Genomic DNA, 19017 nt, shown 5'->3' with positions numbered 1-19017 from the left:
GCGCTCCACCGCGTGCAGCACGGAACGGGTGAGCACGCTCGCTGGGGCTGCTTGGGCCGAAGGGACCGGGTCAGCCGCAGGCTTGGGCAGCTCCACCGTCTGGGAGCGGTAAGCCGTGATCTGCCGCACAGTGCGCAGTGTGCCCAGGTGCTCGGGCTTGACCTTGGGGGCGGCAGGCAGCTTCTCCTGGATCGCGGAGAGGATCTCCACGCGCTTGATGGAATCGATGCCCAGGTCGGACTCCAGGTCCATGTCCGGGTTCAAGGACTCAGGCGGATAGCCGGTCTTCTCCGAGACCACGGCGAGCAGAACGGTGTCGACCCCGGGCGTCGAGGCCGCCGTCGGCGCCGGGGCGGCAGCGCCGGCCGAGAGGAACTCCGAAATCTTGCGCAAGGTGCGCAAGGTGCCTAGATGCTCGGGCTTGACCTTGGGAGCGCCAGGCAGCTTCTCCTGGATCGCGGAGAGGATCTCCACGCGCTTGATGGAGTCGATGCCCAGGTCGGACTCCAGGTCCATGTCCGGATTCAGCGACTCCGGCGGATAGCCGGTCTTCTCAGACACGACCGAGAGAAGCACGCCCATGACGTTCGAACTTCCGGCTCCGAAGGAGCCGGAAGCCGTCCCGACGCCTTCCGGCGTCGGGGCGTTCCGTCGGAGAGCCCTCTCCGTCGTGACCGGAGCCGTCACGCCGCCGAGCAAGAGCTGGTGCTGCTGCTCCACCAAGGCCTGGAAAGACCTCTGGATGGCTTCCTGGCCCTGCAGGAACCGGCCGTGCAGCTCCGCCGTCTGCTCCTGGAGCTTCTGGAGCGCGCTCATGCTATCTTGAGCCGACTGCAACGCCGTCCCCGAATCCCCGCCGCCGAAGGCGGCGGGGATCGCCGAGCCCCCTTGAGGGGGCGAGGCGGGTCGTCGGGGAGCAGGCGTCGTGACCGATTTGCTCGACCGATAATTGGCCCCCGTCAGCTTCACCGCGAACTTCGGCTTCTTCTTCTCCGCCAGATGCCGGACGGCCTCTTCACCGCCCTGCCACGGCGCGAGCTGGACCGGATAGCCCGCGGCCGCGAGTTGGGCCAGGACCCGGCCCAGGTCCGCGCTCACGCTGCGCCTGCCGGAGGATGAATCGCAGGCCAGGGCGGTGTGCGGCTGGCCCTTGAGGATGGCAGAGACCAGGCCAGTCACCTTGCTGGCCGGGCCCACTTCGAGGAAGGTCCGCGCGCCCGCCGCGTGCATGTTCTCGACCATGGACACGAATTCCACCGGCGAGGCGAGCTGAGCGGCCAAAGTGTCGCAGGCGGTCTGGGACGACTCCGGGTAGAGGGCCCCGGTCTTGTTGGCGTAGACCGGGATGTCGGCTTTGCGCAGGCCGATCTTCTTCAGGGCCGTGCGGAAGTCCTTCTGGGCTCCCTCCACGAGCGGGCTGTGGAAGGCCGCGGCCACCTGGAGCTCCACGCAGCGCAGGCCCTTCTTGGCCAGGACCTCGGCGGCGCGGCGGATCTCGTCCTTGCGTCCGGAGAGGACCGACTGGTTCGGGGTGTTCTTGTTGGCCACCACGAGGTCGATCCGCTCGTCCCGGATGGCGCGCTCGATGTCGGCCAGCGGCGCGGAGACCGCGAGCATGCTGCCCCCGTCTCCCGCGACCTCGGCCATGACCTTGCCGCGCAAGGCCGAAAGCTGGTGCAGGGTCTTCTCGTCGTAGCGCCCGGCCACGCACAGGGCCACGAGCTCGCCGTAGGAATGCCCCGCCACGGCGTCAGGGACCACGCCGAAGTCCGCCAGCACCCGGCAGATGCCGAAGCTCACGACACCCAGGGCCGGCTGGGCCGCGCGCGTGTCGCGCAGGGCCGCTTCCTGGCGCTTCTTCTCTTCGGGAGTGAAGCCGGGCCGCGGATAGATGATGTCGCTCAAGCGGCCGCCCTCGGCGGCCTCATCCGCCGCGGCCAAGGTGGCGAAGGCCTTGGGGAACTGGCAGACCAGGTCGCGGCCCATGCCCACGTACTGCGAGCCCTGGCCCGGGAAGAGCATGGCCAGCTTGCCGGGCTTGCCGGTGCCGAAGAAGGCTCCGTCCGGCATGGGCTTGGCTGCGTCGAGCGATTCCCGCGCTCCGGCCAGGAGCTTGCGCAGGTCCGTGTCCGGCTGCAGGATCAGGCACAGCCGCGCCGGGGCGGCCGGGGCGAAGGCGGCGCGCGCGCCGGCGGCCTTCACGCGGACCTCGTCCCAGGACAGGCCCTCCCAGCCGGAGAGGGCACGGGACAGGGCCTGGCGGTCCGGGCCGGAGCAGGCCGCGATCTCCACGACGCCGTCCCAATCCACCGCGGTCTTCTCCGGCCGGTACTCCTCGAGCACGGCGTGGAAGTTGCTGCCGCCGAATCCCAAGGCGCTGACCGCGGCGCGCCGGGGCTGCGGGCCCTTGAGCCAGGGGCGCTTCTCGGTGTTGAGATAGAACGGCGTGTCCGGCGAAGTCAAGGGCTTGACGGGCGTCTCGACCTTGATCGTCGGGGGCAGGACCTTGTGGTGCAGGGCCAGGGCGGTCTTGATGAGGCCGGCCGAGCCAGCCGCGGCCTTGGTGTGGCCGATCATGGACTTGACCGAGCCCAGGGCGCACCAGCGCGAGCGTCCCGGCGCGCCTTTGCCGAAGACCTCGGTCAGGGCCGTCACCTCGACGGTGTCTCCCACCGTGGTCCCGGTGCCGTGGGCTTCCACGAGCTCCACGGTCTCCGGGCCGAAGCCGGCGTGCTCATATGCCGAAGCCAGGGCCTTGGCCTGGCCCTCGGCGCTGGGCGCGTAGATGGACTTGCCGCGCCCGTCCGAGGAGGAGCCCACGCCCTTGAGCACCGCGTAGATCCTGTCGCCGTCGCGCTCGGCATCGTCGAGACGCTTGAGGACCAGCATGCCCAGGCCCTCGCCCAGCATGGTGCCGTCGCCTTTGGAGTCGAAGGGCCGGATGTCTCCGCTCGGGGACAGGGCCGGCGTCTTGCTGAAGCACATGTACATGAAGATATCGTTGAAGCAGTCCACCCCGCCCGTGACCACCATGGAGGAACGTCGCCCCAAGAGCTCCAGGCCGGCGAGGTTCAGCGCGGCCAAGGAGCTCCCGCAGGCGGCGTCCACCACACAGTTGGTGCCGCCCAGGTCGTAGCGGTTGGCTATGCGCCCGGCCACCACGTTGCCCAGGAGCCCGGGGAAGGAGCTCTCTTGCCAGGGCACGTAGCCCTGCTTGATGCGCTCCACGATCCATTCCGCCTGCTCGGCCGGGATGCCGGCCTCGGCCAGGGCCTTGCGCCAGATGGGGTGGCCCAGGCGAGCGCCTAGAGGGATGACCAGCTCCAAGCTACCGGTCACGCCCAGGATGACGCTCACGCGGGAGCGGTCGAAATCCTTCTCCGGGCCGTAGCCCGCGTCGCGCAGGGCCATGCCGGCCGCCACCAGCCCCAGGAGCTGGGCGCTGTCCGTGGCTTCGAGCGCGTTGGGCGCGATGCCGAACTCCCCCGGGTCGAAATCCACGGGCTTGAGGAACCCCCCCCGCTTGGCGTAGGTGAGGTCCGGCCTTTTGGGGTCGGTGTCGAAGTAGTCGGCCGCGGACCAGTGGCTGACCGGGATGTCGGTGATGGCGTCGACGCCGCCCTTGATATTGGACCAATATTCGCCGCGGTCGGCAGCCTGGGGGAAAAGGCAGCCGAGGCCTATGATGGCGATGGGAACGCTTTTTGGGTCTTCTTTTTTCATGGATCCTCTAGTCGAGCAATTTGCGCAGCTCTTCGATGCGTCTCGGCGTGAAAGCGGCCATAGCCGGCGCGAAGGAGACGCCCTGGCAGCGCAAGCTGTGCACACGGGTCAGATAGGCGGCGCCGGCGAGCAGGTTCAATCCGATGACGGCGACGCGGCGCTCCTCGGGGTCCTCCAGGAAGCTGCCCCTGGCCCACTCGTTGAAGGCGCCCATGGCCGGGCCGCACCAGACCTGGTAGTCCACCTGGCGCGTGGGCTCGCCCACATTGGCCCACCGGGAGGCCTGGCCCAGGTACCAGCGGAACACCAAGGCCATCTTGTGCTTGGGGTCGCGCTCCCCCCGCTCGGCCTGGGCCGGGTCGCGCCGGAGGAAGTATTCGCGGGTCTGGCGCCAGACTTCCTCACAGGGCGCGCGGAAATAGTCCCGCTCCAGCGCGGCGCGCGCCGCCGGAGGTATGGAATCCAGACCCTCGTGCGTCTTGTAGAGGTCGTAGAGCTTGCCCGCGCGCATGGCGAAAAGCGTGCCGCGCTTGAGGACCTGGACCTTGACGCCCATCTCGAACATGTCCGCGGCCGGGGCCATGGCCACGTCGGCCTGGCCCGCGGCGGCCAGCATCTGCCGGACCACGTCGGAGGTCCCGGACTCCGAGCAGGCCTGGTTGACCGAGCCGGTCATGACATAGGCCGCGCCCATGGCGAAGGCCGCGGCGGCGGACGCCGGCGTCGCGATGCCGCCGGCCGCGCCCACGCGCACGGGCTGGGCGAAGCGATGCTTCTCCTGCAGGCGGTCGCGCAGGGCGATGAGCGTGGGCAGCAACGTGATGGCCGGCCGGTTGTCCGTATGCCCGCCGCTGTCCGCCTCGGCCGTCACGTCGTCGGCCATGGGCAGGGCCTCGGCCATGCGCGCGGCCTCCTGGGATATCTCGCCGGAGCCGACCAGCTCGCGCAGCAGCGCCTCGGGCGGCGGGGACATGAAGCGGGTGGCGACCTCCACGCGCGAGACCTTGGCCACGATCCGGTTGCGGCTGGCGACCTCTCCCGAAGGCTTGCGGTAGAGAGCCTTGACCCGGTAGCGGACCAAGGGCAAGGAGAGGTCCAGGTAGGCGGAGGCCTCGATGAGGCGGACCCCGCGGCGCAGGTAGAGGTCCAGCACCGCGGCTTCCAGGTTGGGCTCGTTGGGGCTGTTGATGATGTTGAAGCCGTAAGGCAGGCCGTCCATGGACGACTGGGCCTGGTCGATGGCCTTCTCGAGGTACTCGGGCAGGAGCCCGGCCGCGCCGAAGAAGCCCAGCAGGCCCTCGCGCGCCAAGGCTTCGACCATCGGAAGAGAGGAGATGCCGTTGGCCATGGAGCCGCCCGCGTAGGCGTACTTGAGTCCGTGGCAGCGGCGGAACTCAGGGTCACCCAGGTCCCGGGGCCGGCAGGGCGGGACCACGGCCTCGCCGATGCGGGAGGTCTCGCCCAGGCGCAGGAGGGTCTCCTGGAGGGGCCGGGTGCCGGCGGTATGGCTCAAAAGCGGCTCCGCTCGGCGCTGGAGTTCATTGTGTGGGGGACAGGAACGGCCGAAAGACCGGGGTTCCTATCGAGAGTAGAGATTATACTCGTTCCGGCAGGGGTTCTTCAAATGCGAATCCTGGGCAACTGTCAGTGCAGGAACCGCTGCAGCAGCAGGTCCTCAAGGCTCCGCCGCCCATCGAACACCGCCAGGACCCACACCCGGCGCCCCGAGATCCGGTAGATGATCCGCCAAGGCGAGCAGACCAGCTCCCGGTAGATGATGACGTTCTGATCCTTGAGTTCCGGCACGATCCGCCCTCTCTCCGGGAGACTTGCCAGGCGGGATACCGCCTTCTCCAACCGGCCAAGGCATTCCTCGGCCCGTCCTGGACTCTGGAGCGAGATGTGGTCAACGATCGCCGCCAAGTCCAGGATGGCGACCTTTCCCCACAGCACGGAGAATCCCTGCGCTCCAGCCATCAGGCCTTCCTGAGCCTGGCTCGCAGATCGGGGAATACACGCGCTTGAGGAACGACCCTCCCCCGGCGCACGTCTTCCTCGCCCTGAGCCAGGAGCTTGAGCATGGCCAAAGCCTGGCGCATGGACTCGTAGCTTTCCGGGTCCTGGATGACGGCCCGGGGCTCCCCGTCCTGAGTGATGATGATGGGTCTATGGGTATCGTTGATTTGGTCCAAGACCGCCGCCGCCTTCGTCTTGAGATAGGTCACCGGCCGGATGTCCTCGCGGATATTCATGGGGCCCCCTACGGTCCATATATGGTACCGTATAAAGACCTATCTCGCAAGGCCCGGCACGGCCCGGGCCCCGGACACGTCCGGAGCCCGGGCCTCCTGGTTCAGGCCTTGGCCGAGGCCTCCTCGAAGGCCTTGAGGATGGCTCCCGTGGCCTCGCGGTAGGATTGCGAGGTGATGGGGAAGGCCACGTCGTAGTACTTCTTCTCCTCCCCGTCGCCGTTGCCGCTGTTGTTCCAGCGGCGGCTCGGGAAGGCGACGAAGACCGACTCCGTCCCCTCCTTGGTCACCCGAAGGATGCGGATGTCCCGGATGACGAACGACCCTCCGATGACCAGCTCCGCAAAACCCAGAAGCTGCGCGCTGCCATAAGCCAGCGGCTGCCGGCAGACCTTGACTCGCGGCTCCAGATCAGGCATCTCATGGCTTTCCCCCATCTCCCCTCCCTGCGTCCTGAGCTTGACGTCTCCATGATATACATACGAGTTGGGGCCGAAAAAGTTCCCTTATGAGATGGCGCGGCGGGCAGGAGGTGCTACGCTTCAGGCCACTCGTACGAGGAGCGGTGGGCGCCGCAGGCCTCGGCGTAGTCCAGGAAGCGCGCGTAGAAGGGATGCCTGCCGATGGTGGCGGAGTCGCCGATCACGATGAGCAGCCGCCGCGCCCGGGTCATGGCCACGTTCATGCGCCGGATGTCGGACAGGAACCCCACCTCCCCGGATTCGTTGTTGCGCACCAGAGAGACGATGGTCACTTCCTTCTCGCGGCCCTGGAAGCCGTCCACCGAGCCGATCTCCAGGCCCGGCACTTTGACCAAGGATTTGAGCAGCCTGACTTGCGCGACGTAGGGCGTGATGATCGCCAGCTGCCGGGGGTCGAGGCCCGCGGCCAGGACCTTCTCCAGGAGGCGCGCGGCGAGCTTGGCCTCGCCCAGGTTCTCGCGGCTCTCCAGCATCTCGTTCCAGGACTCGGAGAAGCCCGCGCCGGCGGTGTCGACGAAGGTCAGGGGCGTGGTGGTCAGGTCCGTGGCCTCGACTCCGGGGAGTTCCGCCGCGGTGTGCGCGGCCACGGACTCGTGCGCGATGAGCTTGCCCTCGTAGAACTGCTCCGAGGAGAAGCGCATGATGGTCTCGTGCATGCGGTACTGCACGCGCAGAAGGCTCTGCAAAGTCCCCGGCAGGATGTCCTTCAAGCGGTCGAAGAGGGTGGTGGAGAGACCCTGCGCGGCCGCCTCCTGCGAGTAGATGGTCGGCGGCAGCTGCATGGAGTCGCCGGCGAACACCGCCCGGTCGGCCAGCGTCAGGGGGATCCAGGACAGGGGCTCGGTCGCCTGCGAGGCTTCGTCGAGCGCCACCAGGTCGAAGCCGCCCTTGACCAGGTTGCGCGAGAGCCCGCCGTGGGTGGAGAGCACGACCTGCGCGGAAGCGATGATGCGCCGGGAGATGTCGGACTCGATGTCGCGGGCCTGGCGCCAGAGCTTGGCGATCTCGCGGTCGCGCTCCTGGCGCTCCTCGTAGCCCAATTGGCCGCGGCCGAAACGGGAGCGGCGCTTGACCAGGCGCTCGCGCCAGGCGTCGAGCTCCTGGACCTCCTGGTAGCCGGGGTCTTCCTCGACGAGGGCCGAGAGATTGGCGTGGCGCAGGGACTCCAAGGTGCGCGCCGGGTGGCCCAGCCGCACCAGGCGCAGCCCCGAATCCTGGAGCTTCTCGAGGATGTTGTCCACCGCGATGTTGGACGGAGCGGTGGCCAGGACGCGCTCGCCCATGGCCGCGGCCTGGCGGATGATCTCGACCAAGACCGTGGTCTTGCCCGTCCCGGGAGGCCCGTGCACCAAGGCCGCGTCCGTCGCAGCCAGGCAGCGCTTGACCGCGTCCCGCTGAAACTCGTTGAGGGCCTCGTTGAAGAGCTGGAGCTTGCGCGCCCGGCGGCGGTCCGGCGCCGCCTCGCCGAGGAAGACCTCGCGTAGCGCCGCGGTGCGGTTCTTGCGCGCGTCCGCCGCCGTGGCCAAGGCCTTCTTCATGCGGCGATAGGTGGCGTCCGAGCCGAGGCGGTCGACTTGGCAGAGCCCGCGGCCGAGTTGGGCCGGCTCCGGGCCGTTGAGGGCGATGGTGGCCTGGTACTCGTCCACCTTATAGAAGGTCCCCTCGCAGTCCTCGGGCTGGCTGCCCGGCGGGAAGGTGAGCAGGGCGTTGTCGCCCTGGCTCATGGCATGGAAGGGGGCGAGGTCCTCGCCCTTGGGCTGGCGCGAGAGGGTCACCAAGGGCATGCCGCCCAAGCCCGTGCCGATGCCGTCGATGAGGAGTCCCGTGACGGTCTTGCCCAGGGCCTCGCGCGTGGACAATGGGAAGCGCTTGAGCTCGCGGAGGTTCTCCTCTTTTTCAGCGAGGCGCTCCATCTCCAGGAGCTTGAGCAGCTTGTCGAAGTGTTCCTTGCCGGCCATCAAGGAGCTATCTTAGCATTTGGGACGCGCGGGCATGGGCGCCCGGGGCGATCTATCCGATGACCTTGACGCCTGCGGCCTCGACATGCGGCCGGATGAACTCCCAGGCCCGCCCGTGCAGGGCGAAGTCCACCTCCGGCGCCCGCGCCGTGATGATGCGATAGATGGGCCGGCCCCACATGGCGACCCGGCGGATCTCCCGGACCTCGGACCAGGGGATGAAGATGGGGGCGTGTCCGATGGAGAAGACCGGCCAGAGCGAAAGGGACAATCCCGTCTGATCGGCCGAGACGATGAGGCAGCCGTTGTACCCGCACCAGCGCCGGAAGATGGCATGCCCGAACCGGCAGCGCGGCCGGGGCGCCTCCCCCGTCGCCGGATACCGCTCGGCCAAGGCCGCCCAGCCGCCCAGCCGCGACAAGGCGTGGAGGAGGACCGGCAAGAGCGCCAACGGCAGGAGCATGGGCGCCAAGTGCCGCCAGTCGCCTTGGCTCAGCGCCTGCAGCAATCCGTCCGCGCGCTGGCACTCCACGCGAGGATTCTAGCAAAAGAGCCCGGCGCCGTCGCGGCGCCGGTTTTCTTTATATACTTGCCCCATGCGTTGGGCCCAGCTCCTGCGCGGCTTCCTGCGGCGCGTGCCGCCGGGCTCCGGGGACTTCAGCCAGGACCTCGACAAGTTCCTGCCCGGCAACCGCATCACCTTCCTCGGCGACGGTGTCGAGGCCTTCCGCTCCATGTGGGAGACCATAGATTCGGCGCGCAAGTCGGTCCACCTCGAGACCTACATCTTCGACAGCGACTCGACCGGCCGGGAGTTCGGCCGCCGGCTCATGGAGAAGGCGCGCCAGGGAGTGAGCGTGCGCCTCATCTTCGACGCGGCCGGCTCGCACTACATCGACCCGGGGTTCCTCGACCAGTTGCGCGGCGCCGGGGTGCGCGTCCTGGAATATCATCCCCTGGCGCCCTGGCGCGCCCGCTGGGCCTGGTCCCGGCGCGACCACCGCAAGATCCTGGTGGTGGACGGCCGCACCGCCTTCACCGGCGGCATGAACATCTCGCAGGATCAAGTCCCGCGCGAGAAGGGCGGCCGGGGCTGGAACGACGCGCACGTGCGCATCGAGGGCCCGGCGGTGCGCGAACTCGACCGGCTCTTCCGCGCGGTCTGGGTCAAGGAGACCAAGCAGTGGTTTCCCTTGGAGGACGCGGAGCAGTCACGGCCCGGGGATTCCTTGGCCTGGGTGGCGGCCAACCAGGAGTTCCTCAACCGCTACCGCATACGGCGGGCCTACCTCGATGCCCTGCGCGCGGCGCGCCGGGAGGTGGCCATCGCCAACGCCTATTTCCTCCCGGGCCACGGGATATTGCGGGCGCTGGCCGGGGCGGCGCGGCGCGGGGTCTCGGTGCGCCTGCTCGTGCCGGGCCGCTCCGACCACCCCGCGGTGTGGCACGCGGGGCGGCGCACCTTCGACTTCCTCCTGCGCAACGGGGTGCGGCTCTTCCAGTGGGAGCGCTCCATCCTTCACGCCAAGATGGCGGTCGTCGACGGGGTCTGGTGCACGGTGGGGTCCTACAACATGGACCATCGCAGCCTGCGCCACAACCTGGAGGTCAACCTGCTCGTGCTCGACACGGTGCTGGCCGCGCAGATGAAGAAGAAGTTCGCAGGCGACCTGGGGTCGGCGCGGGAGCTCAAGCTTGAGGAGTGGCGCCGCAGGCCGCGGCTCGACAAGCTGCGCGAAGAGTTCTGGTACCAGTTCCGGTACTTCTTCTAGGTCACTTCCCCTTCCCCGCGAAGAAGGGTTTCTTGAGGTAGTGCAGACGCTCCGGCTTGCGCTCGGTCTTGCGCAGTTCCATCTCCTGGACCAGGATCGACGGCGCCACGATCGAGGCCGGGACCACGGTGCGGCCGGTGGATCCGTGCAGGAAGTTGAACACGTACATCTCCTTGGAAGCGGCCACGATGTCGCGCAAAGGCCGGAACCCCGCGCCCACGAACTCCACCCCCGCCAGCGGCTCCTCGCGGCCGTCGGCCGCGTAGACCTTATAAGCCCGCACCGGAGTCAAGCCCCCCATCTCGCGCACCACGATGCCGTAGTCGAGCTCCAGGTCCCGGCACATCGCGCGCATCCGGTCCTTGAGCTCGGAGAGCGGCACGGGCTTCTCCGGCGTCACGATGAGGCTGCCCATCCGGCCCGACGGATCGCCGAAGAAAGCGGAGCGCCCATGACCGTTGGAATGCTTGAGCTCGCGGATCGGCGCGCGGCTCATGTAGAGGTCCACGAGCTTGCCTTTGCGCACCAGATCCAGGCGCCGGGCCGGCACGCCCTCGTCGTCGAAGTCGTAATGGCCGAAGAGCGGCACGCCGCCATAGCGTTCCAGCAGCGGGTCGTCGACGAAGCTCAGCCAAGGCACGGCCACGCGCATGCCCAGGCGGCTAACGAACGGCGGCGGGTCATAGACACGGTTGTTCTCGTCCTCGGACCAACTGCCGCGCGGGCTGGAGATGTTGTCCACCAGCTGCACGTCGAAGAACTCCGCCGCGGCTTCGTCTTCGAAGAGCACCGGGCCCACGTAGGCCTCCACCGTCGAGCCGTGCACCACGTCCGCCACGCCCCGGGCGAAACGCCGCACCTCGGCGAGCAGGTCCGTCTGGGACGGGACGTCGGCCCAGGCCGGATAATGCAGCCCCTCCGAATCGCCGAAGCGCAGGCCGTCCCGGCCCTGGGTGTTGACGCTGACCTCGATGTTGATCTGGTTGTCCGAGCCGCGCACCGCGGTCCCCTCGCTGTTGAGGAACCTCTTGGTGCCGCTGAAGAAACTCAGGTCCACGCGCGAGTCCTGGATCTCAGGGAAGTCGCGGAAGACCGCGGAAAGCTCCCGCAAGCGCCGCTCCCAGAGCCCGCGGTCGATGGGCGTCCAAGCCAAAGGTTCGAAGCGCTGAACGGGCGGCTCGCCGGAGAAATCGTCGAGTGATTCCACGATCTGGTGCTTCTCCCGGAAGGCCTTCTTCTTGGCCAGGCTCTCCAGGGCGCTCTTGTAAGTCTCGTCGGTCAGCGACCACAAGGAGAAGCGCAGATTGTCGTAATCGTCCTCGAAGGAGGCGTTGGTGAGGCCCGGGCCGCCGGACCCGAAGCCGGCCGGGACGAAGTTCGTGTTGTCGAAGGAGGAATCCCCCACCCGCACCTGCACCCGCGCCTCCAGGAAAGGGCTGATCTGGCTGCCCTCCAGGGCGCCGAAGCCCGCGGTGATGAAGGCTTGCGTCCCTTCCCGGACCGTGTAGGCCAGATAATACGGCCCGGGCAGGTCGTCCATGCGCAGCCGGCGCATGTTGCGGGACATCTCGTCCTGCATGGCCCGGAAGACGACGTCGTTGGCGGGCAGCGCGGCGGTGGCTTGTATCGGCAGGCCCAGGACCAGGACGGCCATCGTCCCCCAACGGAACCGGCGCCCCCCCCGGGGGGGCGCCGGTTGCGCGGCGACCGAAGGTCGCCGCGCCATCCAACGGCCAAGCAAGCTCTCGTTGTTCATGGCTTGTCCCCGTACGGCGGCGGCAGGATGGGCGGCTTGGCCTGCGATTTGGCCACCTTCTCCACCTCCATCTCGGAGATGAGCAGGCTGGGCGACACGGCCGAGACCGGGACCGAGCCCGACTCGGCCCCGCAGGTGCCGTTGAAGACGGCCGGATCATCGCCCGCGGCCAGGATCTTCATGAAGCCCGCGATCGGCGTGCCCACGATGTCCACCCCCCGCACGACCTCGTCGGGGCGGCCGTCCGCGTAGACCTTGTAGACCAGCAGCGGCTGGACCTTGAAGGCCTGCACCGATTCCCGGCCGGTCATGGTGTAGCCGCCGGAGATGTCGTCGAAGACCAAGCCGTAGGGCTTCTTCTGGCGGGCCAACTCGTCGAGCAGCATCCGGCGCAGCTGAGCATAGGGCACCGTGCGGGAGGCCTCCACGAGCGTGTTGCCCATGCGCGCCACGGTGGCATGGCCCGGCTCGCGCCGGCCGTGGCCGTTGGAGCGGGGGAAGCCGGCGATGGGCATGCGGTTCATGAGGAAATTACGCAGGAGGCCGTTCTCGACCAAAGCCACCCGCTGCGTCGGGACGCCCTCGTCGTCGTACTTGTAGGCGCCGCGCAGGAAAGTCCCCTGGAATCGCTCCAGGGTCGGGTCGTCGTAGACCGAGATGAAGCTCGAGACCACGGGCTGGCCGAGCTTCTTGGTGAAGGTCTGCCCTTCGCTCTCCTTCTTCTGGCGCTGGCCCTCGACCCGGTGGCCGAAGATCTCATGGAAGAAGACCGCGGCGGCGCGGTTCTTCAGGATGACCGGGCCCGCGAAGGGCTCGATGAGCGGCGCGTCCCGCAGGGACTTGAGCTCGGCTATGGACTGCTCCATGTCGCGCTTGACGGCCTCATCCGAGGGCAGGTCCTCCAGGCGGTCCACGTCGTAGGCCTTGAAGCGGTAGAGGTCCATGCCGTCCGCGGTCCGGGAGGTGAGCCGGTAGGACAGACGGACGTAGAGGTTGCCCGTGCGCAGGGCGGCGCCTTCGCTGGAGACGAAGCGCCGGTCCACGCGGCTGAGCTCCAGGCCCGCGCCGGAGTCGAAGACGAAGGGGAGGTCCTTGAACCGGGCCGAATAGTCCCTGAGCCTGGCGCGCCAGAGGCGCCGGTCGAGCTGAGGCGACCCCACGACATCGGAGTGCCTGGCCGCGGCCCCCTCCTGTGAGAAGTCCGGTGAGCGGTCCTCCTCGTCGGCGGTCACGGCCCGGTTGGTCCTGACCTTGGTGAAGCGCTCCAAGGCGGCCTTGAAGGCGGCGTCGGTCTGCTGCCACATCGCGGCGCGCAAGGCCGGGATGTCGCCCTCGATGGGCAGGCGCACCTTGGCGCGCTGCGAACTGTCCATCCAGGAGTCCCGGCCCTTGATCTCGTGGGTGTTGTCGAGCCGGCTGGAGCCGACGCGCACGTCCGTATCCAGGTAGCGGCTCGAGCCCTGCACATCCGTCTCCAGGCCCCCCAGGCTCGCGCCCAGCCAGTCATCGGCCGCGTCGGTCACCTCGTAGGCGAGGTAATAGAGCGGAGCGGACTCGGCGCGGCTGAGCTTGGAGACGGACCGGGAGAGCTCCTCCTGCATGGCGGTCAGGACGGGGTCGGAGACCGCGGCGCGGGCCGGGCCCGCGGCCAAAATCAGCGCAGCCGACAGGGAAAGGAGGCCTGAATGTCGCATAGGGACCGCTATCATACCATCTCTAGAGGGCCAGGATAAGGCTATGATATCCTTGGCGGGACCGGGTCCGCCGCCGCAGCCGGCGTCAGCAAGCGCCGGGAGAATCGTCATGAAGAAGAAGGCGGCCGCGGACGCGGGCGCACTCGACCTGAGACTGCAATCCGAGCCCTGGATTTGATAGGCTCTCTGCGCTCATGAAGCTCTATCTCCTGCGCCATGGACGCTCTCCCAGCGCCGCCGAAGCGGGCGTGGCCAAGGACTTCGACCGGCCCCTATCCGATGCGGGACGTGCCGAGGTGCGCAAGGCCGCGCTCTGTCTCGCAAGTCGCGGCGCGCGGCCGAGCCTCATCCTGCACAGCCCGCTCCGGCGTGCCGTCGAGACCGCCAAAGAAGCCGCGACCGTGCTCAAGCCAGCCCCAGGGCTGGAGGCCTTCACGCCCCTGGCCAACGCGCTCTCCGCCGAGGAGCTGGCCGCGCGGCTGCGCCAGCGCTGCGCGGGTCTCTCCGAGGTCCTGGCGGTGGGGCACCAGCCCCAGTTGGGAGAGCTGGTCGAGGCCCTCTCCAAAGCGGTCTTCAGCCTCAAGCCGGCCGGCTTGGTGGCGCTCGAGCTCAAGGCCGAGGAGCCGGCCGCGTTCCTCTGGGCCTGCAACCCGGAGGACCTTCCGGTCCCGTGATCCGGGCGGCGCTGCTGGCCGCCCTCCTGTCCTGCCCCGCGCCGGCGGCCGCGCTCTTCGACGCCACGGAGATGGATGTCATCGACATATCGTCCCGTCTCGAGCCGGAGTATTTCCTGCACACCACGGCCTTCTCGTACCCCCTGGTCTGGGACGACGCCTGGAGCGCCTCCACGGCGCCGGCCTACCGCATCAACGGGGCCAGCCTCGGCTGCTGCGACCTTCTGCTGCTGCAGGAACTGCGCTTCGACAAGGCCCTCCCCCGAGGGCTGGCCTTCAAGTTCCGCCTGTTCCAAGACGAGGACCGGGAGCACCAATACTTCCACTACCGGCTGGAGCTGGAGCAGAAGCTGGGGCTGGGGTTCTCGGCCTCAGTGTTCGGGGAGCCCACCTTCCATAAGGAAGACTCGGACATCGGCCTGGGCTTGGCCTACCAGCCGCTGCCCGGCCTGCGCGCCGCGGCGCGGCACACCTTCGTGGACTTCAATTTCAACACACGGGGCCACACCACCCAACGCTACGAGACCTACCCGGCCACGGACGAGCTGAGTCTGACCGCAGAACCGGCAGAGGACTGGCGGGTGACGGCGACTTTCATGCTGGACTCCCCCACGCGCCGGTTGGTGCCCGACGAAAACCGGACCTTCTCCTACCGCCGCACGAAGGCGGACCTGACTTTGCTCCACTCCCCCCCCGGACGCTTCAGCCGCAGGCTCTCCTACGGCTACGATTACGAGGCCAAAGGCGACCTCTTCACGCCGGCCGGGCCGGGACAGACCTCCGCGACCACCAAGTGGGCCGAGCACCGCCTGCAGGCGGCTTTGGAAGGAGCCTTGGGAGGCCGGGACCGCATCGAGCTCGGCCACCGGCTCATCGTGCGCCCGGCGCTGACCGATTTCACGGGCTCCTCGGAACCGGGCATCATCTTCCGCCGCTGGGAGTCCCAGCCCTACCTGCGCTGGCGGCGGGACCTCAAGCCCTGGCTGGTCTCCGAGCTGGGAAGCTACTTCAGCCTGGGAGAGGACCGCCAGCTGCGCACCGCCAACGGCCCCTCGATGTACCGCACCGTGGCCGAGGCTCTGCTGGGAGCGGGCTTGGACTTCGTCTTCGGCCCCTCGGGCCGCATCGGCCTCTACGGGACCCTGGACGTCGACGAGCCGCTCTCCCACCCCTGGGACGGGGGCAACGTCCGGGCCATGTTCCTCTTCTGAAATATACGATATAATCTCCCGATGAAGACGATCCGGCGGCGCAGGAGCGACCTGGAAGAGCCCCGGGCCTTCCTGCGCTCCTTGCCCCACACCGCGCTCTACCCGGCGCTGGGCTTCGCCGTCGGGCTGATCACGCCCGTCGGGGCCTTCCTCATGCGCTACCTGCTGGCCGGCCCCCTGCTGACGACGCAATGGATCCGCTACGAGCTCCAGTACAACGCGAATTTCTACGCGATCATGGCCATCGGGACCATCCTGAGCTTCATGGTCTTCGGCTATATCCTGGGCCTGCGCAGCGAGGAACAGCGCGTCAACAACCGCATCCTGCGCGCCCGCATCGACGAGCTGCACCTCAAGTCCGTCACCGACGGTCTGACCGGCTGCTACACCCACGGCTATCTCCACGAGGTGCTGGAACTGGAGATGCAGCGCTCCCTGACCGGCCAGGCCCCGCTCTCCTTGCTCCTGCTCGACATCGACGACTTCAAGAAGGTCAACGACCTGCACGGCCATCTCTTCGGCGACCGGGTCATCAAGGAGACGGCCGAGACCATCGCGGCCAGCGTGCGCGCCGCCGATATCTTCGGCCGGCTGGGCGGCGACGAGTTCCTGGTCATCATGCCGGGCGCGGACCACGAGATGGCCGGCGTGGTGGCCCGGCGCATCTGCACCTCCTTCGCCAAGAGCCACCACATGGCCACGGTGAGCATCGGGGTGGCCTCGCTGTCGGGCAACGAGAAGGTCTCGGCCGCCGACGTCCTGCACCGGGCCGACCTCAACCTCTACCAAGCCAAGCGCGATGGCAAGAACCGGGTCTGCGCGGGCGGCAAGGTCGTGCCGGCGCCCCCGCCGCCCCAGCCGGCATGAAGGCCTGGAGCGCGGCGGACCAGAAGAGGCAGGACCAGCGGCTCGATGCGGTCGTGGACCTCGTCAAGAGAAAGACCGCCAAGAACATATCGACCTTGGCGATCTTCGATCTGGACGGCACCTTGTTCGACAACCGTTCGCGGACGATCTTCATCCTGCGGGAGCTCTCCGAGCTGTTCGACCGGGAGCTGCCGCAATTGGTCGCGGCTTTCGACCGTTTCCATGAGTTGGGCATCGTGGAGTACAGTTTGACCGGGACTTTGCGCAAGCTCGGTGTGAGGTCCCGCCGCGAGGCGGCGCTGATAGAGAAAGAATGGGCCAAGCGCTTCTTCTCGGACGACTACCAGAAGTTCGACATCCCTCTGCCGGGCGCCAAGGCTTATGTGAAGCGTGTCCATGAGGCCGGGGCGACGGTGATCTATCTGACGGGGCGGGATCTGGGCCGGATGTTCGTGGGTACCGCTGAGGCTCTGCGTCTCTACGGCTTCCCGGTGGGGATCATGGGCACGATGATGGTGGTCAAAAGGCAATTCGAGGAAGCCGACGAGGCGTTCAAGAGGGACGTGGCCGCCTACCTGCGGCGCCTGGGCGAGGTCACGGCGATCTTCGAGAACGAGCCGGCCAACAGCAACATTTTGCAGAAGGCATTCCCGGAAGCGTCGTCCTTCTTCGTCCTGACCCAGCACCGCCCCGACGCGCCGGCCCTGGCCCCCGGCATCCTGCGCATCCGGGACTTCCGGAGCCGTCCGCCCCGTCCCTAAAGGCGCTTGAGCTCCGCTGCGAAGGGGCGCTCGTTGACGACCACGTCGATGCGCAGCCCGCCGCTCTCCCCATAGACCTCGGTGTTCTCCCGCAGGGCCGAGACCCAATCGCGGAACAGGCGGCCGGGCCAGGCCAGGATCTCGACGCGGGCCTCGCGTTCGAGCTGCGCCCGGAGCTCTTCGCGCAGGCGCTGGGCGTCGCGTTCGGTCTCCTTCATGACGACGATGCGGCCCCGGGGCAGCCGGCGCGTGAGCTTGGTGAGCTTGTTCATGGTGGTGCTGCCGCATTCGACCCAGAGCTGGATGGCGCCGGTGTCATCCAGGGCCATGAGGTCAGGGAGGAAGTCGTAGTCGGCCAGCGCGGGGGTCTTGGGGCTGATATCGATCGCGGGGTCCTGCGGCCAGAAGAGGAGATAAGAGGCCAGCTTGAGAGCTCGATGTTCGACGGGCTCATTGATGCCGGGCACGATGATGAGCTTGCGTGATTCGCCGTTGATCCGGAGGTCGCAGCGGATTCTCATGCCCGGGCCTGGGTGAGCTATTATAGCGCAGGCCGAGGCGGATCTGACGCGGCGGCCTTTTGCTATGATTGGGGAGCCGTCCATCACGACATCGCTCCGGACCCTCCCATGCCGCCGCTGACCCTCGCCGACCTCACGACCCGCGACCTCGAGACGCTGTTCGCGAGCTGGGGCTTCAAGCCCGTGCACGCGGCCCGCCTGCTCCGCCATTTCTACGCCCGCGACGGAGGGCTGCCCGCCGCAGGCCGGCCGCTGCCGGACGGCCTGCTCGAACGGCTGCGCTCCGAGTTCCCCTCCCACGCCGCCAGCCTGGCCGCGCGCCGGGTGGCGGCGGACGGCACCGCCAAGCTGCTCCTGCGCCTGGCGGACGGGCGCACGGTCGAGACCGTGCTGCTGGCGGATTTCCGGCCGGACCGCGCGACCGCCTGCCTTTCCTCCCAGGTGGGCTGCGCCCTGGGCTGCGACTTCTGCGCCACGGGCAAGGCGGGCTTCGAGCGCGACCTCTCCTCGGGCGAGATGATCGAGCAGCTCTTCGCCCTGCGGCGGGAGGCCGCGGCCGCCGGGCGGCGCCTGCGCAACGTCGTGTTCATGGGCATGGGCGAGCCTCTGCTCAACCTCGACGCCGTGCTCGCGGCCGTGCGCCGGATGGCCGACAACGCGCTGGGCGGACTCGGCTGGGCGCAGGTCACCGTGTCCACCGTGGGCATCGTGCCGGGCATCGACGCGCTGACCGAGGCGGGCCTGCCCATCAACCTGGCCGTGTCGCTGCACGCCCCGGACGACGCCGCCCGCGCGCGGCTGCTGCCCATGGCCCGGCGCTTCTCGATCGCGGACATCCTGGCCGCCGCCGACCGGTTCCAGGCCCTGCGCGGCCGGCCGGTGATCATCCAGTATTGCCTCCTCAAAGGAGTCAACGATTCGCCCGGCCACGCGCGCGCGTTGGCGGCCTGGCTCGGCGCGCGGAGCATGCACGTCAACCTCATCCGGTACAACCCCACTGGGCCCGGCCTGCAGGCAGCCTCATACGAGCCGTCTGACGACCGCGCCACGGAAGTTTTCCTGGCCGAACTGCGCGCCAGGGGCGTCAACGCGCACCCGCGCTGGCCGCGCGGCTGCGATATCGGCGCGGCGTGCGGTCAGCTCCGGCAGGCGGCCCGCTAGACGCAATGCCGGTCGCTTAAGGTCCGCTTCCGTCGGCCGCTGCCGTCAAGACCCTCGGAACCCCGTAGGGGTTCCGAGGCCGGCGGTGTGCCCAGCATGAGCATGACTGGGAGGTGCAAGTCCTCTGGAGAACCTGGTCGCAGGGACTCCAAGCGAAACGCAAGGCGATGGTCCGCGAGGGTCACGCT

Annotated in this window: 16 protein-coding genes; 6 read left to right on the top strand and 10 right to left on the bottom strand. The window is 68.4% G+C overall.

Annotated elements, in window-relative coordinates:
- The 7 genes from NTY77_00085 to NTY77_00055 all read right to left on the bottom strand — a co-directional run.
- Positions 1-3723, bottom strand: a 3723-nt coding sequence (locus NTY77_00085; GenBank protein MCX5793877.1) for a beta-ketoacyl synthase N-terminal-like domain-containing protein, incomplete at its 3' end; no start/stop codon positions are given.
- Between the two features lie 7 nt (positions 3724-3730).
- On the bottom strand, positions 3731-5194 hold the full coding sequence (locus NTY77_00080; protein ID MCX5793876.1) for a PfaD family polyunsaturated fatty acid/polyketide biosynthesis protein: 1464 nt from the start codon (positions 5192-5194) through the stop codon (positions 3731-3733).
- 173 nt (positions 5195-5367) lie between these two features.
- On the bottom strand, positions 5368-5700 hold the full coding sequence (locus NTY77_00075; protein ID MCX5793875.1) for a type II toxin-antitoxin system RelE/ParE family toxin: 333 nt from the start codon (positions 5698-5700) through the stop codon (positions 5368-5370).
- Complete coding sequence (locus NTY77_00070; GenBank protein ID MCX5793874.1) at positions 5700-5975, bottom strand: type II toxin-antitoxin system Phd/YefM family antitoxin; 276 nt, start codon at positions 5973-5975, stop codon at positions 5700-5702. The genes NTY77_00075 and NTY77_00070 overlap by 1 nt, the downstream gene beginning before the upstream one ends.
- A gap of 101 nt (positions 5976-6076) precedes the next feature.
- Entirely contained in the window at positions 6077-6391 is a 315-nt protein-coding gene (locus NTY77_00065; GenBank protein ID MCX5793873.1) for a septation protein SpoVG family protein, read from the bottom strand.
- A 116-nt stretch (positions 6392-6507) separates the two neighbouring features.
- Positions 6508-8412 carry an AAA domain-containing protein gene (locus NTY77_00060; protein MCX5793872.1) on the bottom strand — a complete coding sequence of 635 codons (1905 nt, stop codon included), beginning with the start codon at positions 8410-8412 and terminating at the stop codon, positions 6508-6510.
- Positions 8413-8464: 52 nt separating this feature from the next.
- On the bottom strand, positions 8465-8944 hold the full coding sequence (locus NTY77_00055; GenBank protein MCX5793871.1) for a hypothetical protein: 480 nt from the start codon (positions 8942-8944) through the stop codon (positions 8465-8467).
- Between the two features lie 64 nt (positions 8945-9008).
- Between NTY77_00055 and NTY77_00050 the strand changes: the two genes are divergently transcribed.
- Positions 9009-10184: a phospholipase D-like domain-containing protein gene (locus NTY77_00050; GenBank protein MCX5793870.1), complete on the top strand. Its 1176-nt coding sequence runs from the start codon at positions 9009-9011 to the stop codon at positions 10182-10184.
- A 1-nt stretch (position 10185) separates the two neighbouring features.
- Here the strand turns inward: NTY77_00050 and NTY77_00045 are convergent, their stop codons facing one another.
- Positions 10186-11940: a metallopeptidase TldD-related protein gene (locus tag NTY77_00045; GenBank protein MCX5793869.1), complete on the bottom strand. Its 1755-nt coding sequence runs from the start codon at positions 11938-11940 to the stop codon at positions 10186-10188.
- Positions 11937-13634 carry a metallopeptidase TldD-related protein gene (locus NTY77_00040; GenBank protein MCX5793868.1) on the bottom strand — a complete coding sequence of 566 codons (1698 nt, stop codon included), beginning with the start codon at positions 13632-13634 and terminating at the stop codon, positions 11937-11939. The genes NTY77_00045 and NTY77_00040 overlap by 4 nt, the downstream gene beginning before the upstream one ends.
- A 194-nt stretch (positions 13635-13828) precedes the next feature.
- On the opposite strand from NTY77_00040, the gene NTY77_00035 reads away from it, so the two are divergent.
- The 4 genes from NTY77_00035 to NTY77_00020 are packed head-to-tail and all read left to right on the top strand — an operon-like array spanning position 13829 to position 17147.
- Positions 13829-14308: a histidine phosphatase family protein gene (locus tag NTY77_00035; protein MCX5793867.1), complete on the top strand. Its 480-nt coding sequence runs from the start codon at positions 13829-13831 to the stop codon at positions 14306-14308.
- Positions 14305-15519 carry a hypothetical protein gene (locus NTY77_00030; GenBank protein MCX5793866.1) on the top strand — a complete coding sequence of 405 codons (1215 nt, stop codon included), beginning with the start codon at positions 14305-14307 and terminating at the stop codon, positions 15517-15519. Before NTY77_00035 ends, NTY77_00030 begins: the two co-directional genes overlap by 4 nt.
- A gap of 21 nt (positions 15520-15540) precedes the next feature.
- Positions 15541-16386 carry a GGDEF domain-containing protein gene (locus tag NTY77_00025; protein ID MCX5793865.1) on the top strand — a complete coding sequence of 282 codons (846 nt, stop codon included), beginning with the start codon at positions 15541-15543 and terminating at the stop codon, positions 16384-16386.
- A complete protein-coding gene (locus tag NTY77_00020; protein MCX5793864.1) occupies positions 16383-17147 on the top strand; it encodes an HAD family hydrolase in 765 nt (254 codons plus the stop codon). Before NTY77_00025 ends, NTY77_00020 begins: the two co-directional genes overlap by 4 nt.
- Here the strand turns inward: NTY77_00020 and NTY77_00015 are convergent.
- Complete coding sequence (locus NTY77_00015; GenBank protein ID MCX5793863.1) at positions 17144-17668, bottom strand: YaeQ family protein; 525 nt, start codon at positions 17666-17668, stop codon at positions 17144-17146. The genes NTY77_00020 and NTY77_00015 overlap by 4 nt on opposite strands.
- A gap of 108 nt (positions 17669-17776) precedes the next feature.
- On the opposite strand from NTY77_00015, the gene rlmN reads away from it, so the two are divergent.
- Positions 17777-18829 (top strand): 23S rRNA (adenine(2503)-C(2))-methyltransferase RlmN, encoded by a 1053-nt coding sequence (gene rlmN / locus NTY77_00010; protein ID MCX5793862.1) that lies wholly within the window; start codon positions 17777-17779, stop codon positions 18827-18829.
- Positions 18830-19017: the final 188 nt, after the last annotated feature.

Source organism: Elusimicrobiota bacterium, from assembly GCA_026388095.1.
GTDB lineage: Bacteria > Elusimicrobiota > Elusimicrobia > UBA1565 > UBA9628 > UBA9628.
This window is presented reverse-complemented; position numbering and strand designations above follow the sequence as displayed.

Excerpts from the sequence above, each read along its gene's own strand:
- NTY77_00075 (MCX5793875.1), bottom strand. The coding sequence starts at position 5,700 with ATGGCTGGAGCGCAGGGATTCTCCGTGCTGTGGGGAAAGGTCGCCATC.
- NTY77_00070 (MCX5793874.1), bottom strand. The coding sequence starts at position 5,975 with ATGAATATCCGCGAGGACATCCGGCCGGTGACCTATCTCAAGACGAAG.
- NTY77_00065 (MCX5793873.1), bottom strand. The coding sequence starts at position 6,391 with ATGCCTGATCTGGAGCCGCGAGTCAAGGTCTGCCGGCAGCCGCTGGCT.
- NTY77_00060 (MCX5793872.1), bottom strand. The coding sequence starts at position 8,412 with ATGGCCGGCAAGGAACACTTCGACAAGCTGCTCAAGCTCCTGGAGATG.
- NTY77_00050 (MCX5793870.1), top strand. The coding sequence starts at position 9,009 with ATGCGTTGGGCCCAGCTCCTGCGCGGCTTCCTGCGGCGCGTGCCGCCG.
- NTY77_00045 (MCX5793869.1), bottom strand. The coding sequence starts at position 11,940 with ATGAACAACGAGAGCTTGCTTGGCCGTTGGATGGCGCGGCGACCTTCG.
- NTY77_00040 (MCX5793868.1), bottom strand. The coding sequence starts at position 13,634 with ATGCGACATTCAGGCCTCCTTTCCCTGTCGGCTGCGCTGATTTTGGCC.
- NTY77_00035 (MCX5793867.1), top strand. The coding sequence starts at position 13,829 with ATGAAGCTCTATCTCCTGCGCCATGGACGCTCTCCCAGCGCCGCCGAA.
- NTY77_00025 (MCX5793865.1), top strand. The coding sequence starts at position 15,541 with ATGAAGACGATCCGGCGGCGCAGGAGCGACCTGGAAGAGCCCCGGGCC.
- NTY77_00020 (MCX5793864.1), top strand. The coding sequence starts at position 16,383 with ATGAAGGCCTGGAGCGCGGCGGACCAGAAGAGGCAGGACCAGCGGCTC.
- NTY77_00015 (MCX5793863.1), bottom strand. The coding sequence starts at position 17,668 with ATGAGAATCCGCTGCGACCTCCGGATCAACGGCGAATCACGCAAGCTC.
- rlmN (MCX5793862.1), top strand. The coding sequence starts at position 17,777 with ATGCCGCCGCTGACCCTCGCCGACCTCACGACCCGCGACCTCGAGACG.